Origin of the sequence: Klebsiella sp. X1-16S-Nf21 (assembly GCF_002837615.1) — a bacterium.
GTDB lineage: Bacteria > Pseudomonadota > Gammaproteobacteria > Enterobacterales > Enterobacteriaceae > Klebsiella > Klebsiella variicola.
This window is the reverse complement of record NZ_PJDK01000042.1, coordinates 22,182-41,118: the sequence shown is the minus strand read 5'-3', so window position 1 is coordinate 41,118 and position 18,937 is coordinate 22,182. Positions and strand designations below refer to the sequence as shown.

The window sequence follows — 18,937 nt, the reverse complement described above, 5'->3', positions numbered from 1 at the left end:
AGCCCGGATAAGGCGCAAGCCGCAATCCGGGGCCACCTTAGCGCCGAATACCTGTATAAAACCCCAGCATCCATCATGAAACCAGGCTATAATCAGGCCTGGTTTTTTATCGGCGAGAATACCCGTGACCCAGCCACGAGCAGGTTTTTTACTCACCCGTCACTGGCGGGACACCCCGCAGGGCAGCGAGCTCTCCTTCTGGCTGGCCACCGACGACGGCCCGCTGCAGGTCACGCTGCCGCCGCAGGAGTCCGTTGCCTTTATCCCCGAAGCGCAGCAGGCGCAGGCTGAACAGCTGCTGCAGGGGGAGAAAGGCTTCCGCTTCGCTCCACTGACCCTGAGAGATTTCCACCGGCAGCCGGTTGTCGGCATTTACTGTCGCGCCCATCGTCAATTGATGCGTCTGGAGAAGATGCTCCGCGACAGTGGCGTCACCGTCTACGAGGGTGATATCCGTCCGCCGGAGCGCTACCTGATGGAGCGCTTTATTACCGCCCCGGTGTGGGTGGAAGGCGAAACGCGCGGCTCACAGCTGGTCAACGCGCGCATGAAACCGAACCCTGACTATCGCCCGCCGCTGAAATGGGTGTCGCTGGATATCGAAACCAGCCGCCACGGCGAGCTGTACTGCATCGGTCTGGAAGGCTGCGGCCAGCGGGTGGTCTACATGCTGGGCCCCGAACCGGAAACGCCGCCAGACGTCGACTTCGAGCTGGTCTTCATCGCCAGTCGTCCCCTGCTGCTGGAAAAGCTCAACGCCTGGTTTGCCGAACACGACCCTGACGTGCTGATCGGCTGGAACGTGGTGCAGTTCGATCTGCGGGTCCTGCAAAAGCACGCCGAGCGCTATCGTATCCCGCTGCGTCTCGGCCGCGGCAACAGCGAGCTGGAGTGGCGTGAGCACGGTTTTAAGAACGGCGTCTTTTTCGCCCAGGCCAACGGGCGGCTAATTATCGACGGCATCGACGCGCTAAAATCCGCGTTCTGGAACTTCTCCTCCTTTTCACTGGAGGCCGTGGCCCGCGAACTGCTGGGTGAAGGTAAAGCCATTGACAACCCGTGGGATCGGATGGACGAGATCGATCGCCGCTTCCATGAAGACAAACCGGCGCTGGCGATCTATAACCTGCAGGATTGCGAGCTGGTCACGCGGATCTTCCACAAAACGGAGATCATGCCGTTTCTGCTCGAACGGGCGACGGTTAACGGTCTGCCCGCCGATCGCCACGGCGGATCGGTGGCCGCCTTCAGCCATCTCTATTTCCCACGCATGCACCGCCTGGGCTACGTGGCGCCGAACCTCGGCGACGTCCCCCCGCAGGCCAGCCCCGGCGGCTACGTGATGGACTCCCGCCCCGGTCTGTATGACTCGGTGCTGGTGCTGGACTATAAAAGCCTGTATCCGTCGATTATTCGTACCTTTCTAATCGATCCGGTCGGCCTGGTGGAAGGCCTGGCGCAGCCCGATGATCAGCACAGCATCGAGGGCTTCCTTGGCGCCCGCTTTTCGCGCGACAAACACTGCCTGCCCGGCATTGTTAGCCAGATCTGGCACGGCCGCGATGAAGCCAAACGCCAGCATAATAAGCCGCTCTCCCAGGCGCTGAAGATTATCATGAACGCCTTCTACGGCGTGCTGGGCACCAGCGCCTGCCGCTTCTTCGACCCGCGTCTCGCCTCGTCGATTACCATGCGCGGTCACGCGATCATGCGCCAGACCAAAGCGCTAATTGAAGCCAAAGGCTACGACGTTATCTACGGCGATACCGATTCCACCTTCGTCTGGCTGAAACGCCCGCATAGCGAAGCACAGGCAGCGGAGATCGGCCGCGAGCTGGTCAGCGACGTCAATGCCTGGTGGGCGCAGGAGCTTGGTAAAAGCCAGCTGACCAGCGCCCTGGAGCTGGAGTATGAAACCCACTTCTGCCGCTTTTTAATGCCGACGATCCGCGGCGCCGATACCGGCAGCAAGAAGCGCTATGCCGGGATGATTCAGGAGGGCGATGCCCAGCGCATGGTGTTCAAGGGGCTGGAGACGGTACGCACCGACTGGACGCCGCTAGCCCAGCAGTTTCAACAGGAGTTATACCTGCGCATCTTCCGCAACCAGCCGTATCAGGATTATGTGCGGGAGACTATCGCCAGGCTGATGAATGGCGAACTCGACAAGCAGCTGGTTTATCGCAAGCGCCTGCGCCGACCGCTGGCCGAGTATCAACGTAACGTGCCGCCGCACGTGCGCGCCGCGAGGCTGGCGGATGAACACAACGTGAAGCTTGGGCGGGCGCAGCAGTATCAGCAGCGCGGCACCATCAAATACGTCTGGACCACCAGCGGCCCGGAGCCGGTGGATTACCAGCAGTCGCCGCTCGATTACGATCACTATTTAACAAAGCAGTTGCAGCCGGTGGCGGAAGGGATCCTGCCCTTCGTCAACGATGACTTTGCTACAATAGTGACAGGACAGCTGGGGCTATTTTAATTTTTTCTCACTCATTCCGCAGGCACAAAAGCCGAAAAATGAAGGGTGCGGAGGAGGTGACGAACGTTCCTCCATCCAGTAATATAGCGCCCTTTCCATTCCTGGCCCCAATTTTGACGCATCTCCGATTATTCATGGAGATGATCAACTATTGCCTGCAATTAAAGAACAAAGAGCCGAACACATATGCCTTTTACACTTGGTCAACGCTGGATTAGCGACACAGAGAGCGAACTAGGATTAGGGACGGTGGTAGCGCTGGATGCGCGCATGGTCACTCTCCTTTTCCCCGCCATCGGCGAAAACCGTCTGTACTCTCGCAACGATTCCCCGATCACCCGCGTGATGTTTAACCCGGGCGACACCATTACCAGCCATGAAGGCTGGCAGCTCCACGTTGACAAAGTGAATGAAGAGAACGGGCTGCTGTCCTACACCGGTACTCGCCTGGACACCCAGGAAGCGAACGTGACTCTGCGTGAAGTGCTGCTCGACAGCAAACTGGTGTTCAGCAAGCCGCAGGACCGCCTGTTTGCCGGTCAAATTGACCGTATGGACCGCTTTGCCCTGCGCTACCGTGCGCGTAAGTTCCAGAGCGAGCAGTACCGCATGCCGTGGAGCGGCCTGCGCGGCCAGCGCACCAGCCTGATCCCGCATCAGCTGAACATCGCCCATGACGTGGGCCGTCGTCACGCGCCGCGCGTCCTGCTGGCCGATGAAGTGGGCTTAGGCAAAACCATTGAAGCCGGGATGATCCTGCACCAGCAGCTGCTCTCCGGCGCCGCCGAGCGCGTGCTGATTGTGGTCCCGGAAACCCTCCAGCACCAGTGGCTGGTGGAAATGCTACGCCGTTTCAACCTGCGTTTCTCGCTGTTCGACGACGAACGTTACGCCGAAGCGCAGCACGATGCCTACAACCCGTTCGAAACCGAACAGCTGGTGATCTGCTCTTTAGACTTCGTGCGCCGCAGCAAACAGCGCCTGGAGCATCTGTGCGACGCCGAATGGGACCTGATGGTGGTCGACGAAGCGCACCACCTGGTGTGGAGCGAAGAGGCGCCGAGCCGCGAATATCAGGCCATTGAACAGCTGGCCGAGCGCGTGCCGGGCATCCTGCTGCTGACCGCGACGCCGGAACAGTTGGGGATGGAGAGCCACTTTGCGCGCCTGCGTCTGCTGGATCCAAACCGCTTCCACGATTTTGCCCAGTTTGTTGAAGAACAACAAAACTACCGCCCGGTCGCCGATGCCGTCGCCCTGCTGCTGGCGGGCAACACGCTGAGCGATAGCGAACTCAATACCCTTGGCGATCTGATCGGCGAGCAGGATATCGAGCCGCTGCTGCAGGCTGCCAACAGCGATCGCGAAGACGCTCAGGCCGCGCGCCAGGAGCTGGTCTCGATGCTGATGGACCGCCACGGCACCAGCCGCGTGCTGTTCCGGAACACCCGTAACGGCGTGAAAGGCTTCCCGAAACGCGAGCTGCACACCATTCGTCTGCCGCTGCCGACCCAGTACCAGACGGCCATCAAGGTCTCTGGCATCATGGGCGCGCGCAAAACCGCGGAAGAGCGCGCGCGCGACATGCTCTATCCGGAGCAGATCTATCAGGAATTTGAAGGCGATACCGGCACCTGGTGGAACTTCGACCCGCGCGTCGAGTGGCTGATGGGCTACCTGACCAGCCATCGCTCGCAGAAGGTCCTGGTGATTTGCGCCAAAGCAGCCACCGCGCTACAGCTGGAGCAGGTGCTGCGCGAGCGCGAAGGCATCCGCGCCGCGGTGTTCCATGAAGGGATGTCGATTATCGAACGCGACCGCGCCGCGGCGTGGTTTGCCGAAGAAGACACCGGCGCGCAGGTGTTGCTGTGCTCCGAAATCGGCTCCGAAGGACGTAACTTCCAGTTCGCCAGCAACCTGGTGATGTTCGACCTGCCATTTAACCCGGATCTGCTGGAGCAGCGTATCGGCCGTCTCGACCGTATCGGTCAGGCACACGATATCCAGATCCACGTTCCATACCTGGAAAAGACCGCGCAGTCGGTGCTGGTGCGCTGGTATCACGAAGGGCTCGATGCCTTCGAACATACCTGCCCGACCGGCCGCACCGTCTACGACAGCGTCCATGATGAACTGATCAACTATCTTGCGGCGCCAGAATCCACCGATGGCTTTGACGATCTGATCAAATCCTGCCGCCAACAGCATGACGCCCTGAAGGCGCAGCTGGAGCAGGGCCGCGACCGTCTGCTGGAGATCCACTCCAACGGCGGTGAGAAAGCGCAGGCGCTGGCGGAGAGCATCGAAGAGCAGGATGACGACACCAGTCTGATCGCCTTCTCGATGAACCTGTTCGATATCGTCGGCATCAACCAGGACGACCGCGGTGAAAACCTGATCGTCCTCACCCCGTCCGACCATATGCTGGTCCCGGATTTCCCGGGCCTGCCGGAAGACGGCTGCACCATCACCTTCGAGCGTGACGTGGCGCTGTCGCGTGAAGATGCGCAGTTCATCACCTGGGAACATCCGCTGATCCGCAACGGTCTGGATCTGATCCTCTCCGGCGATACCGGCAGCAGCACCATTTCCCTGCTGAAGAATAAGGCGCTGCCGGTCGGCACCCTGCTGCTGGAGCTGATCTACGTCGTCGAAGCGCAGGCGCCGAAGCAGCTGCAGCTTAACCGCTTCCTGCCGGCGACCCCGGTTCGCCTGCTGCTGGATAAAAACGGCAACAACCTCGCCGGCCAGGTGGAATTTGAAAGCTTCAACCGCCAGCTGAGCGCGGTTAACCGCCACACCGGCAGCAAACTGGTCAACGCGGTGCAGCAGGACGTTCACGCCATTCTGCAACAGGGCGAAGCGCAGATCGCCAAAGCGGCGCTGGGGCTGATCGACGCAGCGCGTAACGAAGCCGATGAAAAGCTGACGGCGGAGCTGTCGCGTCTGGAAGCGCTGAAGGCGGTGAACCCGAACATCCGTGACGACGAACTGGCGGCGATCGAAAGCAACCGTCAGCAGGTGATGGATGCGCTGGCGCAGGCCGGATGGCGTCTGGACGCGCTGCGTCTGATCGTCGTCACCCACCAGTAACGGAACGCGAACATGGCGATGGAAAACTACAATCCGCCGCAGGATCCCTGGCTGGTGATCCTGTATCAGGATGAGCACATCATGGTGGTCAACAAGCCGAGCGGCTTGTTGTCCGTACCCGGTCGTCTTGAGGAGCATAAAGACAGCGTGATGACGCGCATTCAGCGCGACTTCCCGCAGGCCGAATCGGTGCATCGCCTGGATATGGCCACCAGCGGCGTGATTGTGGTGGCGCTGAATAAAGCCGCGGAGCGTGAGCTGAAACGTCAGTTCCGCGAGCGCGAGCCGAAAAAACAGTACGTTGCCCGCGTCTGGGGCCATCCGCAGCCGGCGGAAGGTCTGGTGGATTTACCGCTGATTTGCGACTGGCCGAACCGGCCAAAGCAGAAGGTGTGCTACGAAACCGGCAAAGCGGCGCAAACCGAGTATGAGGTGCTGGAGTACGCGGAGGACAACACCGCCCGCGTGCGCCTGAAGCCGATTACCGGGCGCTCGCATCAGCTGCGCGTGCATATGCTGGCGCTGGGGCATCCGATCCTTGGCGACCGCTTTTACGCCACGCCGGAGGCGCTGGCGATGGCCCCGCGTCTGCTGCTGCACGCCGAGACGCTCACCATCACCCACCCTGCCTACGGCAACGCGATGACCTTTCGCGCGCCGGTCGACTTTTAGGATGTCCCCGGTAGCGCCTTGCCGCCGGGGAATACTGACCCGTTAGTCGCGGGCAAACCACGCATCAATCATCTGCTCAACGCGCGCCACGACGAGATCGGTGTCGTGGCGACGGCTGCGCGCGCAGGCGTGCGCCGGCTCATCACACAGCAGACAGCGGCGCTGCGACTCACCCAGCGACTGACGTCCCACCTGCCCGTTCTGTGGACAGATCACATCGATATCCCACAGGCGTCCCAGCGGATGGCTCTGCTCCAGCGTGCTGCACATCGCTTTGATTTCGCTGGCCGGGTGCGCCACGCACCACAGCGCTTCGGGCCCGGTCGGCAACCACAGCACCTGACGATCCAGCGCTTGCCAGCGGTGCTTCCACAGCAGCTGGTCGCAGGCCTGGAGGGCAACGCCCATCATGTTGCGATAGCGAATGCTGTCTTTCACCGCCCCCGGGGTCACCAGGGTCAGGGAAATAACAGGCTGCTGATAATGGGCCAGCCAGTCAGCCTGGCGGGCTGCACGCTGCTCTTTCGCCGCCAGCAATGCATCGATGCTGACGCCCGCCTGGGCGGGAGTATCCACTGACATTAATTCCTCTCCTACATATGATAAATGCGACAGCGCCTGGGCTGTCATGATGATGGATGCGATAGCCGATCGCGCGCTGATTGTAACGCTAAATGCGGAGCATTTAGGATACAGAACGCAGATATTTTCTGCGTTCTGTAGCGGAAAATGGCAGATTTATCGCTTAGCGCAGCGTTTAATCACGCCAGATAGTGGCTGAGGAACAGCAGTCCCAGCGAGACATTTATCGCCCCGCCGATGCGGGTAGCGATCTGCGCGAACGGCATCAGGCTCATGCGGTTACCGGCGGTCAGGATCGCCACATCGCCGGTGCCGCCCTGCCCGCTCTGGCAGCAGGAGACAATCGCCACATCGATCGGGTGCATCCCTATTTTTTTACCCACAAAGAACCCGGTCGCCACCAGCGCCGAGACGGTACTGACAATCACCAGCAGGTTGGTCAGCGTGAAGGCGTTTACCAGTTCCTGCCACGGGGTGATCGCCACGCCGACGGCAAAGAGGATCGGGTAAGTCACCGCGGTGCGGAAGAATTTATACACCATCTGCGATCCCTCCTGCAGGCGTGGAGAAACCACGTTAGCCAGCTTTAACAGCACCGCGAGGAACAGCATGCCCACCGGCGCCGGCAGGCCAATCAGTTTGTGGCCAAGCATCCCCATCATATACAGCAGCACCGCCAGCAGCGCGCCGGAGGCCAGGGTCCCGACGTCGGTTTTGCCGCTCACGCCTTCGCTCTCGCCGAGGCTACGGGTTTCATTGCTGCGGTTCGGCATCAGTTGCCCTTCACCGGTGAGATGCGGGGAGCGCTTGCCGAGCTGGTTGAGGCAGCCGGAGATAACGATCGCCGTCAGACTGCCGAGCATCACCATCGGCAATATCCGGCCCAGCGCCACGCCCTGCTCCATATGCATCAGCGCGGCGTAACCCATTGACAGCGGGATCGCCCCTTCCCCCACGCCACCGGCCATGATCGGCAGCACGATAAAGAAGAACACCTGGAACGGCTCCATGCCCAGCAGCGTGCCGACGCCGATGCCCACCAGCATGCCAACCACTTCGCCACACAGCATCGGGAAGAAGATCTTCAGAAAGCCCTGAATCAGCGTGGTGCGGTTCATACTCATGATGCTGCCGACGATGATGCAGCAGATGTAGAGATAGAGGATATTGGTGGATTTATAGAATTTGGTGGTGGATTCCACGACCACATCCGGCAGCAGACCGTAGTGGACCAGCGCGGAAGGAATAAAAGTGGCGCAGATCGCCGCCGCGCCGAGTTTTCCCAGCACCGGCAGGCGCTTACCAAACTCGCCGCAGGCGAAGCCAAAGAAAGCCAGGGTGGCCACCATCACCACGATATCGCTCGGCAGTTTACCGCCAAGGCAGTCGAGGGCAATCAGCCCCCCGGCCAGCAAAAATAGCGGCAGCGGGACGATCCCTACCTTCCAGTTATCCATGATGTGCCACCAGCGCTGCTTCAGCGTGGTTTTCGGCGTATTGATCGGTTCAAGGGTTGCAGAGAATGCATTGTCTGTGGTGCTCATAAATTCAGCCCTGTCGTTATTATTCATTTTCAGCGTAAAGGGACAGCGGCGTCGTTAATGTGAAGCTCCCCAGATTAAAAAAGAAGTTTTAATGGTCACTATGGTTTTTATGGTTTCTATTCACGGAACCGCTAAGGGGTGATATATCTCTGATTTATTATTGTGGTTTTTATGGTTTTTATTCTCTCTGAGGCGTTATTTCCACTGAGTCCCCCGCCGACAGCCAGCGCCTGCGCAGACGATCACAACTTCTTCTTAACATTTACGTCACGTGACAGAAAAATGATAGAGTGCCGATATGGTGAATACGCAGTACGGGACCTATGAAGCTCTCTTTTCAATATAAGCTATTTATTTCGCTGGTCGCCTTTTTCTCGGTCCTCTTTATAGCGCTGGGCATTTATTATTATTTTGACGCCAGCCGCCAGCTGTATCAGGAGATGAGTGGCCGGGCCAAAATTCAGGCTGAAGAGATAGCCCTGATGCCAAATTTGCGTCAGCAGGTCAGCCAGCACGATCCGCAGGCGATCCGGGCGTTTATGCAGCAAATCGCCGCCCATAGCGACGCCAGTTTTATCGTCATCGGCGATCGGCAGGGCGTGCATCTGTTTCACTCCGTCCATCCGGAGTGGGTTGGCACGCGGCTGGTCGGCGGCGACAATCAGGCGGTGCTGGAGGGGCGCACCATCACCACCATTCGCAAAGGCGGCCTCGGCGTCTCACTGCGCAGCAAAACGCCCATCGTCGATGACGAGGGGCAGGTGATCGGCATTGTCTCCGTTGGCTACCTCACCAGCTATCTCGACAGCATCACGCTGACCAAAGTGATCAATATTTTTATCGCCGCCATCCTGCTGCTCATCGCCCTGTTTATCTTCTCCTGGTACTTTACCCGCAGCATCAAGAAGCAGATTTTTTCGCTCGAGCCGCGGGAGATAGGCCTGCTGGTACGTCAGCAAAAGGCAATGATGGAGTCGATCTTTGAAGGGGTGATCGTCATCGATCACCAGCGGCGCATTGAGGTGATTAACCATGCCGCCCGCAGCCTGCTGGGGCTCAGCCAGCCTGCCCGTCAGCTGCGCGGCCAGTCAATCGACAGCGTCATTTCGCCGCAGCCGTTTTTCGCCAGCGGCGACATGCTCGAGCGTGACACTCATGACGAGCTGTGCCGCTTCAACCAGCTGACCGTGCTCGCCAGCCGGGTGCGCATTATGCTGGAGAATACGCTGCAGGGCTGGGTGATCACCTTCCGCGACCGCAACGAAATCAATGCCCTCACCGCCCAGCTCAGCCAGGTGAAGCGCTATGTCGACAACCTGCGCATCATGCGCCACGAGCAGCTCAACCGGATGACCACCCTCTCCGGTCTGCTGCATATGGGTCACTATGACGAAGCGATCCGCTATATTCAGGCCCAGTCGGAGCATGCCCAGGAGCTGCTGGACTTCATCTCCTCGCACTTCCACTCGCCGACGCTGTGCGGCCTGCTGTTGGGCAAAGCGACCCGCGCCCGCGAAAAAGGCGTGGTCCTGAGCTTCGACCCGGCCTGTCGTATCGATCGTCCGCTGCCGTCGCTAAAGGAATCCGAACTGATCTCCATCATCGGCAACCTGCTGGATAACGCCATCGAAGCCACGCAGCGCGCCGAGCTGCCGCACGAGCCGGTGGAAGTGCTGATTCAGCTCAACGCCCGGGAACTGATCATCGAAGTGGCTGACCGCGGCGTCGGCATTCGTCCCGATATTCGCGACCGCATTTTTGAACGCGGCGTGACCACCAAAACCCGTGGCGATCACGGCATTGGTTTGTATCTTATTGAACATTATGTCACTCAGGCGGGCGGCACCATCGAAGTCGCCGACAACGCGCCGCGGGGAACCATCTTCACCCTGTTTATCCCGGCCGACGCCCCCGCCTGTCCGCAAACGGAGGCCCACAATGCATCATGACCTGGTCGATGTGCTGATCATTGAAGATGAGAGCGAGCTGGCGCGCCTGCACGCCGAGCTTGTGCAAAAACACCCGCGACTGCGGCTGGCAGGCATGGCGGCCTCCCTCGCTCAGGCGCGGCAGTTGCTCCACGCCAGTCCGCCGCAGCTGGTGCTGCTGGATAATTATTTACCGGACGGCAAAGGCGTCACGCTGATGACCGACCCGGTGCTGGCAACCACCCATTGCTCGGTGATCTTTATCACCGCCGCCAGCGATATGGAAACCTGCAGCCTGGCCATCCGCAACGGCGCCTTCGACTATATCCTTAAGCCCGTCTCATGGAAGCGGCTGAGCCAGTCGCTTGAGCGCTTTATCCAGTTTTACGATCAGCAGCGGGAATGGAAAATCGTCGATCAGCAGAACGTCGATTCTCTCTACCAACTGCAGGCGAAGAACTTCCGCGTGGATAGCGGTAGTAAGGGCATTGAAGAGAAGACGCTGGCGCTGGTGCAGGGATTGTTTAGCGGCCGGGAAGCACACTGTTTTTCCGTCGATGAGGTGGTCAGCGCCGCCGGGCTCAGCAAAACCACCGCCCGGCGCTATCTGGAACACGGTGTCGAGACCGGCTTTCTGGAAGTGGAGATGCTGTATGGAAAAATCGGCCATCCGCGGCGGCTGTACCGACGCGCACAGCCTAAAAACTAAAACCCCTCGCCGGACGGGAGGGGCGGGAAAACTCAGAAGCCGCGCTGCTCTTTGATCAGCTCCCAGGCCTTCTGGATCTCCTGAGCTTTCTGTTTGGCCATCTCCATCATCTCCGGCGGCAGCCCTTTCGCCACCAGCTTGTCCGGATGATGTTCGTTCATCAGCTTACGATAGGCGCGCTTCACCGTCGCCGCGTCATCGGTCGGTTTCACCCCCAGCACATTGCAGGCATCTTCGAGGGTTGGCCCGCGCTGCGCCTGCTGCCAGCCGGCATTGCCGCCGTGCTGACCATACGATTGCTGCTGCGAACCGCCGCCAAACTGGGCGCCGCCCTGCATCATCCGCAGGAATTGATCGAACTGGGCGCGCGAGATGCCAAGCTCGTCAGCGATGACGAACAGCACTTCACGTTCGTTGGGGTGCAATTCGCCGTCAGCGAACGCCGCCTGCAGCTGAATTTCCAGAAACATCCGAATCAGATCGAAGCGCCCAAAGCAGACGCTGCGCAGCTGACGCATCTTCTCGCGCAGCGGATAGTTGTCGGCCTTGCCGTCGCGAAACGCCTGCTGCGCCGCCGTACGCGATGCGCCGTGCAGGTTCATGCGATCCATCAGCACATTGGCGACATGAATATCAGCTTCGGTGACGCGCCCCTTGGATTTGGTCAGATGCCCCATCACTTCAAAGGTGGTGGAAAAGAAGAGCGACTGGCGTTCCTGTTGATTGGCGAAGAGATTCAACCGGCGACTGCGCGCCCGGTCAAACATATGGCCCACCAGGAAGCCGAGCACGACACCCCAAAACCCACCGCCCATCAGCAAAGCCACTGCCACGCCAATCACTTTACCCAAATACTGCATAGACTCCCCAACTGTTTATCGCCGTTAAGCTCGAATATGACCGCACGTTACCCGGCACTCGCGCCTCGGTCAATTGTGGGACATAGCCTATAATTTGCTTTATCATACTCGTCATTCAACAGGGTGCCTAACGCTCGGGCTCGAAACGGGCAGGATTAACACTAGCGTGATAATGTTGAGTAAGTTAGGCTCTGACCGTTTGCAAGCCGCTGCCACAAGATGATGGAACAATAAATACAACGTATGAAAAAACGTATTCCCAGCCTCCTGGCTACGATGATTGCCAGCGCCTTGTATAGCCAACAAGGCCTCGCTGCCGATCTCGCAACGCAATGTATGCTTGGCGTGCCAAGCTTTGATCGTCCGCTCGTGGAAGGGCGGCCTGGCGATCTGCCGGTGACGATTAACGCCGATCATGCGAAGGGCAACTACCCGGATAATGCCGTCTTCACCGGCAACGTCGATATTAACCAGGGGAACAGCCGCCTGCGTGCCGACGAAGTGCAGCTGCATCAGCAGCAGGCCGCGGGCCAGGCGCAACCGGTGCGAACGGTGGATGCGCTGGGCAACGTCCATTACGACGATAACCAGGTGATCCTTAAAGGGCCTAAAGCCTGGTCAAACCTGAACACCAAAGATACCAACGTCTGGCAGGGCGATTATCAAATGGTCGGACGCCAGGGACGCGGCACGGCGGACCTGATGAAACAGCGCGGCGAAAACCGCTATACCATTCTGGAAAACGGCAGCTTTACCTCCTGTCTGCCGGGCTCCGACACCTGGAGCGTCGTGGGCAGCGAAGTCATCCACGACCGTGAAGAGCAGGTTGCCGAGATATGGAACGCCCGCTTTAAGCTGGGCTCAGTACCGATTTTCTACAGCCCTTACCTGCAGTTGCCGGTGGGCGACAAACGTCGTTCCGGTTTCCTGATCCCGAACGCCAAATACAGTACCAAAAACGGTGTGGAATTCTCCCTGCCGTACTACTGGAACATTGCGCCGAATTTCGATGCCACCATCACCCCGCACTATATGAACAAACGCGGCGGCGTGATGTGGGAAAACGAATTCCGCTACCTGACCCAGCTCGGCAGCGGCTTAACTGAATTCGACTACCTGCCATCGGATAAAGTCTACGAAGACGATCACTCGAGCGACAGCAACAGCCGCCGCTGGCTGTTCTACTGGAACCACTCCGGGGTTATCGATCAGGTATGGCGTCTGAACGCTGACTACACCAAGGTCAGCGATCCTGACTACTTCAACGATTTCAGCTCGAAATATGGTTCCAGTACCGACGGCTATGCGACGCAGAAATTCAGCGCCGGTTACGTCAATCAGAACTTTGACGCGACGGTATCGACCAAGCAGTTCCAGGTCTTTGACCGGGAATCGAGCAACTCCTACTCGGCTGAGCCGCAGCTCGACATCAACTACTACCAGAACGATGTCGGTCCGTTCGATACCCATCTGTACGGTCAGGTCGCCCATTTTGTTAACTCGAATAACAACATGCCGGAAGCGACCCGCGTTCACCTCGAACCGACGATCAACCTGCCGCTGTCCAACGCCTGGGGCAGTCTGAATACTGAAGCCAAGCTGCTGGCGACCCACTACCAGCAGAGCAACCTCGATAAGTACAACGCCGCCAACGGCACTGACTACAAAGAGTCTGTCAGCCGCGTAATGCCGCAGTTTAAAATCGACGGTAAAATGGTCTTTGAACGCGACCTGCAGGAGGGATTCACCCAAACGCTGGAACCGCGCATGCAGTATCTGTACGTGCCGTACCGCGATCAGAGTGAAATCGGTAGCTACGACTCCACGCTATTGCAGTCGGACTACACCGGCCTGTTCCGCGACCGTACCTATAGCGGTCTGGACCGCATCGCGTCAGCCAACCAGGTCACTACCGGCATCACCTCTCGCGTGTATGATGCCGCCGCCGTGGAACGTTTTAATATTTCCGTTGGTCAAATCTACTATTTCACCGAGTCACGCACCGGTGATGACAACATCAACTGGGAGAACAACGACACCACGGGTTCACTGGTATGGGCCGGCGATACCTACTGGCGCATCGCCGATGACTGGGGTTTACGCGGAGGGATCCAGTACGATACCCGTCTGGATAACGTCGCCACCGGTAACGGCACCATTGAATACCGTCGCGATGAAAACCGCTTAGTCCAGCTTAACTATCGTTACGCCAGCCCGGAATATATTCAGGCTACACTGCCTTCATATTCCACGGCGGCACAATATAAACAGGGTATTTCGCAGGTGGGGATGACCGCCAGTTGGCCGATCGTCGATCGCTGGTCCGTGGTCGGGGCATACTACTTCGATACCAATACCCGGAAAGCAGCAAACCAGATGTTGGGTGTTCAGTATAACTCCTGCTGCTACGCCATCCGTCTTGGCTACGAACGTAAAGTCAACGGCTGGGATAGCAACAACAACGGCGGCGAGAGCAAATACGACAACACCTTCGGAATCAATATTGAATTGCGCGGTCTGAGCTCTAACTACGGCCTCGGCACCCAGCAGATGCTGCGTTCGAACATTTTACCGTACCAGAGCTCCCTGTGATGCGGCTGGTTTACAACATCGTCCGCATTTGCGGTTAATTGAAATGGAAAAAGTATGAAGAACTGGAAAACGCTGCTTCTCGGTATCGCCATGATCGCGAATACCAGTTTCGCTGCCCCTCAGGTGGTCGATAAAGTAGCGGCCGTCGTCAATAATGGCGTCGTGCTGGAAAGCGACGTCGATGGTTTGATGCAATCAGTTAAGCTCAATGCGGGTCAGGCTGGCCAACAGCTGCCGGATGACGCGACACTGCGCCATCAAATCCTCGAAAGACTGATCATGGACCAGATCGTATTGCAGTTGGGGCAGAAGATGGGCGTGAAGGTCTCTGACGACCAGCTCGATCAGGCCATCGCCAACATCGCCAAACAAAACAACATGACCATGGATCAGATGCGCAGCCGTCTGGCCTATGAAGGCATCAACTACAACACCTACCGTAGCCAGATCCGCAAAGAGATGCTGATTTCGGAAGTGCGTAACAATGAAGTGCGTCGCCGTATCACCGTGCTGCCGCAGGAAGTCGAAGCGCTGGCAAAACAGATTGGCGACCAGAACGATGCCAGCACCGAGCTTAACCTGAGCCACATCCTGATCCCGCTGGCGGAAAACCCGACCGCGGATGAAGTTGCCGCAGCTCAGGAGCAAGCAAATGCCATCGTTGAACAAGCGCGCAACGGCGCTAACTTCGGTAAACTGGCCATCACCTACTCCGCTGACCAACAGGCGCTGAAGGGAGGCCAGATGGGCTGGGGTCGTATCCAGGAGCTGCCTGGTATTTTCGCCCAGGCGTTAAGCACCGCCAAAAAAGGGGATATCGTCGGCCCGATCCGCTCTGGCGTCGGCTTCCACATTCTGAAAGTCAACGACCTGCGCGGCGGGACTCAGAACATCTCCGTCACCGAAGTGCATGCCCGTCATATTCTGCTTAAGCCGTCGCCGATCATGAATGATGCCCAGGCCCAGGCCAAACTGGAACAGATCGCGGCTGACATTAAGAGCGGGAAAACCACCTTCGCCAAAGCGGCGAAAGCGTTCTCTGAAGATCCGGGTTCAGCAAACCAGGGCGGTGATTTAGGTTGGGCGACGCCGGACATCTTCGATCCGGCATTCCGCGATGCGCTGATGCGTCTGAACAAAGGGCAGACCAGCGGACCGGTGCACTCCTCCTTCGGCTGGCATCTGATCGAACTGCTGGATAGCCGTCAGGTCGACAGAACCGACGCCGCGCAGAAAGATCGTGCATACCGCATGCTGATGAACCGCAAATTCTCTGAAGAAGCGGCAACCTGGATGCAGGAACAGCGCGCCAGTGCGTATGTTAAAATTCTGAGCAACTAATATCGATGCCTGAAATCCGTAAAGTTGTCATCACTCCCGGCGAACCCGCCGGGATTGGCCCTGACCTGGTCGTGCAGCTTGCCCAGCGCGACTGGCCAGTTGAGCTGGTGATCTGCGCCGACGGCGCCCTGTTAACTGACCGAGCCCAGCGGCTCGGTCTTCCTTTATCTCTCCTCCCATACGATCCTGCGCAACCGCCCGTTCCGCAACGCGCTGGTACGCTGACGCTGCTTAACGTACCGCTGAACGTTCCGGCGGAACCCGGCGTGCTGAGCGTGCAAAACGGCGCCTATGTCGTGGAAACGCTGGCGCGCGCTTGCGACGGCTGCCTTAGCGGCGAATTTGCGGCGTTAGTGACCGGCCCGGTGCACAAAGGCAACATCAACGACGCCGGCATCGCCTTCACCGGTCATACCGAGTTCTTCGAAGAGCGCGCGAAGGCCAGCAAAGTGGTGATGATGCTGGCGACCGAGGAGCTGCGGGTGGCGCTGGTGACGACCCATCTGCCGTTGAAAGCCATCAGCGAAGCAATAACGCCCGAGCTGCTGCGCGAGATCATCACCATTCTCGATCACGATCTGCGCACGAAATTTGGCATTGCCCAGCCGCATGTGCTGGTTTGCGGGCTTAACCCGCACGCTGGCGAAGGCGGCCATATGGGAACGGAAGAGATAGACACCATTATTCCGGTGCTGGAAGAGATGCGCGCGAAGGGGATGAACCTCAGCGGTCCGCTGCCGGCAGACACCCTCTTTCAGCCCAAATACCTTGACCATGCCGATGCGGTACTCGCGATGTACCACGATCAGGGCCTGCCCGTGCTAAAATACCAGGGCTTTGGCCGCGGCGTGAACATTACGCTCGGTTTACCTTTTATTCGTACCTCCGTCGACCACGGCACCGCACTGGAATTAGCGGGTCAGGGAAAAGCGGACGTCGGCAGTTTTATCACGGCGCTTAATCTCGCCATCAAAATGATTGTTAATACCCAATGAATAATCGAGTCCATCAGGGCCATTTAGCCCGTAAACGCTTCGGGCAGAACTTCCTCAACGATCAGTTTGTGATCGACAGCATCGTCTCGGCGATTAATCCGCAGAAAGGCCAGGCGATGGTTGAAATCGGCCCGGGTCTCGCCGCGCTGACCGAACCGGTCGGCGAACGTCTTGACCAGCTGACCGTTATCGAACTGGACCGCGATCTGGCGGCTCGCCTGCAGACGCACCCGTTCCTCGGACCGAAGCTGACCATCTATCAGCAGGATGCGATGACCATGAACTTCGGCGAACTGGCGGAGAAAATGGGCCAGCCGCTGCGCGTCTTCGGCAACCTGCCGTACAATATCTCGACGCCGCTAATGTTCCACCTGTTCAGCTATACTGATGCCATTGCCGATATGCACTTTATGCTGCAGAAAGAAGTGGTCAATCGTCTGGTTGCCGGGCCGAACAGTAAGGCGTATGGTCGGTTAAGCGTGATGGCGCAATATTATTGCCAGGTGATCCCGGTACTCGAAGTGCCGCCGAGCGCGTTTACCCCGCCGCCTAAGGTTGACTCCGCGGTGGTTCGCCTGGTGCCGCACCGCACCATGCCGTATCCGGTAAAAGAGGTCCGGGTACTGAGCCGCATCACCACCGAAGCCTTCAACCAGCGCCGTAAGACCATCCGCAATAGTCTCGGCAATCTGTTTAGCGTTGAAGTGTTGACCGAGCTGGGCGTCGACCCGGCAGTGCGTGCGGAAAATATTTCTGTAGAGCAGTACTGTAAGATGGCCAACTGGTTATCCAACAATCTGCCTTCGAAGGAGAGCTAACCATGATTAATTCGCCTCGTGTTTGCGTTCAGGTGCAAAGCGTCTATATCGAATCGCAGTCTTCTCCGGAAGAAGAGCGTTACGTCTTCGCTTATACCGTCACCATTCGCAATCTGGGGCGGAGTCAGGTTCAGCTGCTTGGCCGCTACTGGCTCATCACTAACGGCCACGGTCGTGAGACTGAAGTTCAGGGTGAAGGGGTGGTCGGCGAGCAACCGCATATTCCCGCTGGCGGTGAATATCAATATACCAGCGGCGCGGTCATCGAAACGCCGCTGGGAACCATGCAGGGTCATTATGAGATGATCGATATCGACGGCGCGCCGTTCCGTATCGAGATCCCTGTGTTCCGTCTCGCAGTTCCAACGCTCATTCATTAAAACAATGTCAACATACCTTATTGGCGACGTTCACGGTTGCTACGATGAACTGATCGCATTATTAGCGCAGGTTGAATTCGACCCGAGCACCGATACGCTATGGCTGACCGGCGATCTGGTGGCCCGTGGCCCGGGGTCGCTGGAGGTCCTGCGCTATGTCAAATCTCTGGGCGACAGTGTGCGACTGGTGCTGGGCAACCATGATCTCCACCTGCTGGCCGTCTTCGCCGGTATCAGCCGTAACAAGCCGAAGGATCGTCTGAAATCCCTGCTGGAAGCCCCGGATGCCGACGAGCTGCTCAACTGGTTGCGTCGCCAGCCGCTGCTGCAGGTGGATGAAGAGAAAAAGCTGGTGATGGCCCACGCGGGCATCACGCCGCAGTGGGATCTGGAGACCGCCCAGCAGTGCGCGCGCGATGTAGAAGCGGTGCTCTCCAGCGACTCCTACCCTTTCTTCCTCGATGCCATGTATGGCGATATGCCGAATCACTGGAGCAACGAGCTGAGCGGTCTGGCGCGCCTGCGCTTTATCTCTAATGCTTTTACCCGCATGCGCTACTGCTTCCCCAACGGCCAGCTGGATATGTATTCGAAAGAGGCGCCCGAGGACGCCCCAGCGCCGCTGAAGCCGTGGTTTGCCATTCCTGGCCCGGTCAGCAATGCCTACAGCATTGCCTTTGGCCACTGGGCTTCACTGGAGGGACGCGGTACGCCGGAGGGGATTTACGCCCTGGATACGGGCTGCTGCTGGGGCGGGGAACTCACCTGCCTGCGCTGGGAAGATAAGCAGTACTTCACCCAGCCGTCGAACCGCCAGAAAAGCCTCGACGAAGGCGAAGCCGTCGCGTCCTGAGTCTTCCCGGATGGCGGCCCGTTGCGCCTTATCCGGGCTACATTGCCTTGCGATTTGTCGCCCCGGGCAAGAACGGCGGGCGCGGAGC

The 18,937-nt window shown here is 58.6% G+C and carries 14 protein-coding genes; 11 read left to right on the top strand and 3 right to left on the bottom strand.

What is annotated here, in order from left to right; translation table 11 throughout:
- The first annotated feature begins 124 nt into the window (after positions 1 to 124).
- From polB to rluA, 3 genes are all read left to right on the top strand, one after another.
- A complete protein-coding gene (polB, locus tag CW267_RS18805) occupies positions 125 to 2,482 on the top strand; it encodes a DNA polymerase II (protein WP_064171255.1) in 2,358 nt (785 codons plus the stop codon).
- Between the two features lie 186 nt (positions 2,483 to 2,668).
- Entirely contained in the window at positions 2,669 to 5,575 is a 2,907-nt protein-coding gene (rapA, locus tag CW267_RS18795) for an RNA polymerase-associated protein RapA (protein ID WP_012542873.1), read from the top strand.
- A gap of 12 nt (positions 5,576 to 5,587) precedes the next feature.
- The gene (gene rluA, locus CW267_RS18790) at positions 5,588 to 6,247 is read left to right on the top strand and encodes a bifunctional tRNA pseudouridine(32) synthase/23S rRNA pseudouridine(746) synthase RluA (protein ID WP_008807465.1); all 660 of its coding nucleotides are present in this window, start codon (positions 5,588 to 5,590) and stop codon (positions 6,245 to 6,247) included.
- Between the two features lie 42 nt (positions 6,248 to 6,289).
- On the opposite strand, the gene citX is transcribed toward rluA, so the two are convergent.
- Together citX and CW267_RS18775 are read right to left on the bottom strand one after the other, a co-directional pair.
- Positions 6,290 to 6,829: a citrate lyase holo-[acyl-carrier protein] synthase gene (gene citX, locus CW267_RS18785; RefSeq protein ID WP_008807466.1), complete on the bottom strand. Its 540-nt coding sequence runs from the start codon at positions 6,827 to 6,829 to the stop codon at positions 6,290 to 6,292.
- Between the two features lie 179 nt (positions 6,830 to 7,008).
- Positions 7,009 to 8,373 (bottom strand): 2-hydroxycarboxylate transporter family protein, encoded by a 1,365-nt coding sequence (locus CW267_RS18775; protein WP_008807467.1) that lies wholly within the window; start codon positions 8,371 to 8,373, stop codon positions 7,009 to 7,011.
- A gap of 323 nt (positions 8,374 to 8,696) precedes the next feature.
- Between CW267_RS18775 and CW267_RS18770 the strand changes: the two genes are divergently transcribed.
- Both CW267_RS18770 and CW267_RS18765 read left to right on the top strand, forming a co-directional pair.
- Positions 8,697 to 10,322, top strand: coding sequence for a sensor histidine kinase (locus CW267_RS18770; protein WP_044612680.1), 1,626 nt, complete (start codon positions 8,697 to 8,699; stop codon positions 10,320 to 10,322).
- The gene (locus CW267_RS18765) at positions 10,312 to 11,010 is read left to right on the top strand and encodes a response regulator (RefSeq protein WP_008807469.1); all 699 of its coding nucleotides are present in this window, start codon (positions 10,312 to 10,314) and stop codon (positions 11,008 to 11,010) included. Before CW267_RS18770 ends, CW267_RS18765 begins: the two co-directional genes overlap by 11 nt.
- A 32-nt stretch (positions 11,011 to 11,042) precedes the next feature.
- On the opposite strand, the gene djlA is transcribed toward CW267_RS18765, so the two are convergent.
- Complete coding sequence (gene djlA / locus CW267_RS18760) at positions 11,043 to 11,870, bottom strand: co-chaperone DjlA (protein WP_008807470.1); 828 nt, start codon at positions 11,868 to 11,870, stop codon at positions 11,043 to 11,045.
- A gap of 243 nt (positions 11,871 to 12,113) precedes the next feature.
- On the opposite strand from djlA, the gene lptD reads away from it, so the two are divergent.
- Genes lptD through apaH form a run of 6 tightly spaced genes read left to right on the top strand, consistent with a single transcriptional unit; the run spans position 12,114 to position 18,849 of the window.
- Positions 12,114 to 14,462, top strand: a complete 2,349-nt coding sequence (gene lptD / locus CW267_RS18755) for an LPS assembly protein LptD (RefSeq protein ID WP_008807471.1) — start codon at positions 12,114 to 12,116, stop codon at positions 14,460 to 14,462.
- Between the two features lie 54 nt (positions 14,463 to 14,516).
- Positions 14,517 to 15,803: a peptidylprolyl isomerase SurA gene (gene surA / locus CW267_RS18750; protein ID WP_008807472.1), complete on the top strand. Its 1,287-nt coding sequence runs from the start codon at positions 14,517 to 14,519 to the stop codon at positions 15,801 to 15,803.
- Between the two features lie 5 nt (positions 15,804 to 15,808).
- A complete protein-coding gene (pdxA, locus tag CW267_RS18745) occupies positions 15,809 to 16,798 on the top strand; it encodes a 4-hydroxythreonine-4-phosphate dehydrogenase PdxA (protein WP_012968953.1) in 990 nt (329 codons plus the stop codon).
- Positions 16,795 to 17,616, top strand: coding sequence for a 16S rRNA (adenine(1518)-N(6)/adenine(1519)-N(6))-dimethyltransferase RsmA (rsmA, locus tag CW267_RS18740; protein WP_008807474.1), 822 nt, complete (start codon positions 16,795 to 16,797; stop codon positions 17,614 to 17,616). Before pdxA ends, rsmA begins: the two co-directional genes overlap by 4 nt.
- A gap of 2 nt (positions 17,617 to 17,618) precedes the next feature.
- Positions 17,619 to 17,996 (top strand): Co2+/Mg2+ efflux protein ApaG, encoded by a 378-nt coding sequence (gene apaG / locus CW267_RS18735; RefSeq protein ID WP_004204274.1) that lies wholly within the window; start codon positions 17,619 to 17,621, stop codon positions 17,994 to 17,996.
- Between the two features lie 4 nt (positions 17,997 to 18,000).
- A complete protein-coding gene (apaH, locus tag CW267_RS18730; protein WP_008807475.1) occupies positions 18,001 to 18,849 on the top strand; it encodes a bis(5'-nucleosyl)-tetraphosphatase (symmetrical) ApaH in 849 nt (282 codons plus the stop codon).
- Positions 18,850 to 18,937 lie beyond the last annotated feature (88 nt).

Coding starts and splice junctions, on each gene's coding strand:
- pdxA (WP_012968953.1), top strand. CDS start 15,809: ATGCCTGAAATCCGTAAAGTTGTCATCACTCCCGGCGAACCCGCCGGG.
- rluA (WP_008807465.1), top strand. CDS start 5,588: ATGGCGATGGAAAACTACAATCCGCCGCAGGATCCCTGGCTGGTGATC.
- surA (WP_008807472.1), top strand. CDS start 14,517: ATGAAGAACTGGAAAACGCTGCTTCTCGGTATCGCCATGATCGCGAAT.
- CW267_RS18770 (WP_044612680.1), top strand. CDS start 8,697: ATGAAGCTCTCTTTTCAATATAAGCTATTTATTTCGCTGGTCGCCTTT.
- rapA (WP_012542873.1), top strand. CDS start 2,669: ATGCCTTTTACACTTGGTCAACGCTGGATTAGCGACACAGAGAGCGAA.
- CW267_RS18775 (WP_008807467.1), bottom strand. CDS start 8,373: ATGAGCACCACAGACAATGCATTCTCTGCAACCCTTGAACCGATCAAT.
- apaH (WP_008807475.1), top strand. CDS start 18,001: ATGTCAACATACCTTATTGGCGACGTTCACGGTTGCTACGATGAACTG.
- apaG (WP_004204274.1), top strand. CDS start 17,619: ATGATTAATTCGCCTCGTGTTTGCGTTCAGGTGCAAAGCGTCTATATC.
- citX (WP_008807466.1), bottom strand. CDS start 6,829: ATGTCAGTGGATACTCCCGCCCAGGCGGGCGTCAGCATCGATGCATTG.
- rsmA (WP_008807474.1), top strand. CDS start 16,795: ATGAATAATCGAGTCCATCAGGGCCATTTAGCCCGTAAACGCTTCGGG.
- CW267_RS18765 (WP_008807469.1), top strand. CDS start 10,312: ATGCATCATGACCTGGTCGATGTGCTGATCATTGAAGATGAGAGCGAG.
- djlA (WP_008807470.1), bottom strand. CDS start 11,870: ATGCAGTATTTGGGTAAAGTGATTGGCGTGGCAGTGGCTTTGCTGATG.
- lptD (WP_008807471.1), top strand. CDS start 12,114: ATGAAAAAACGTATTCCCAGCCTCCTGGCTACGATGATTGCCAGCGCC.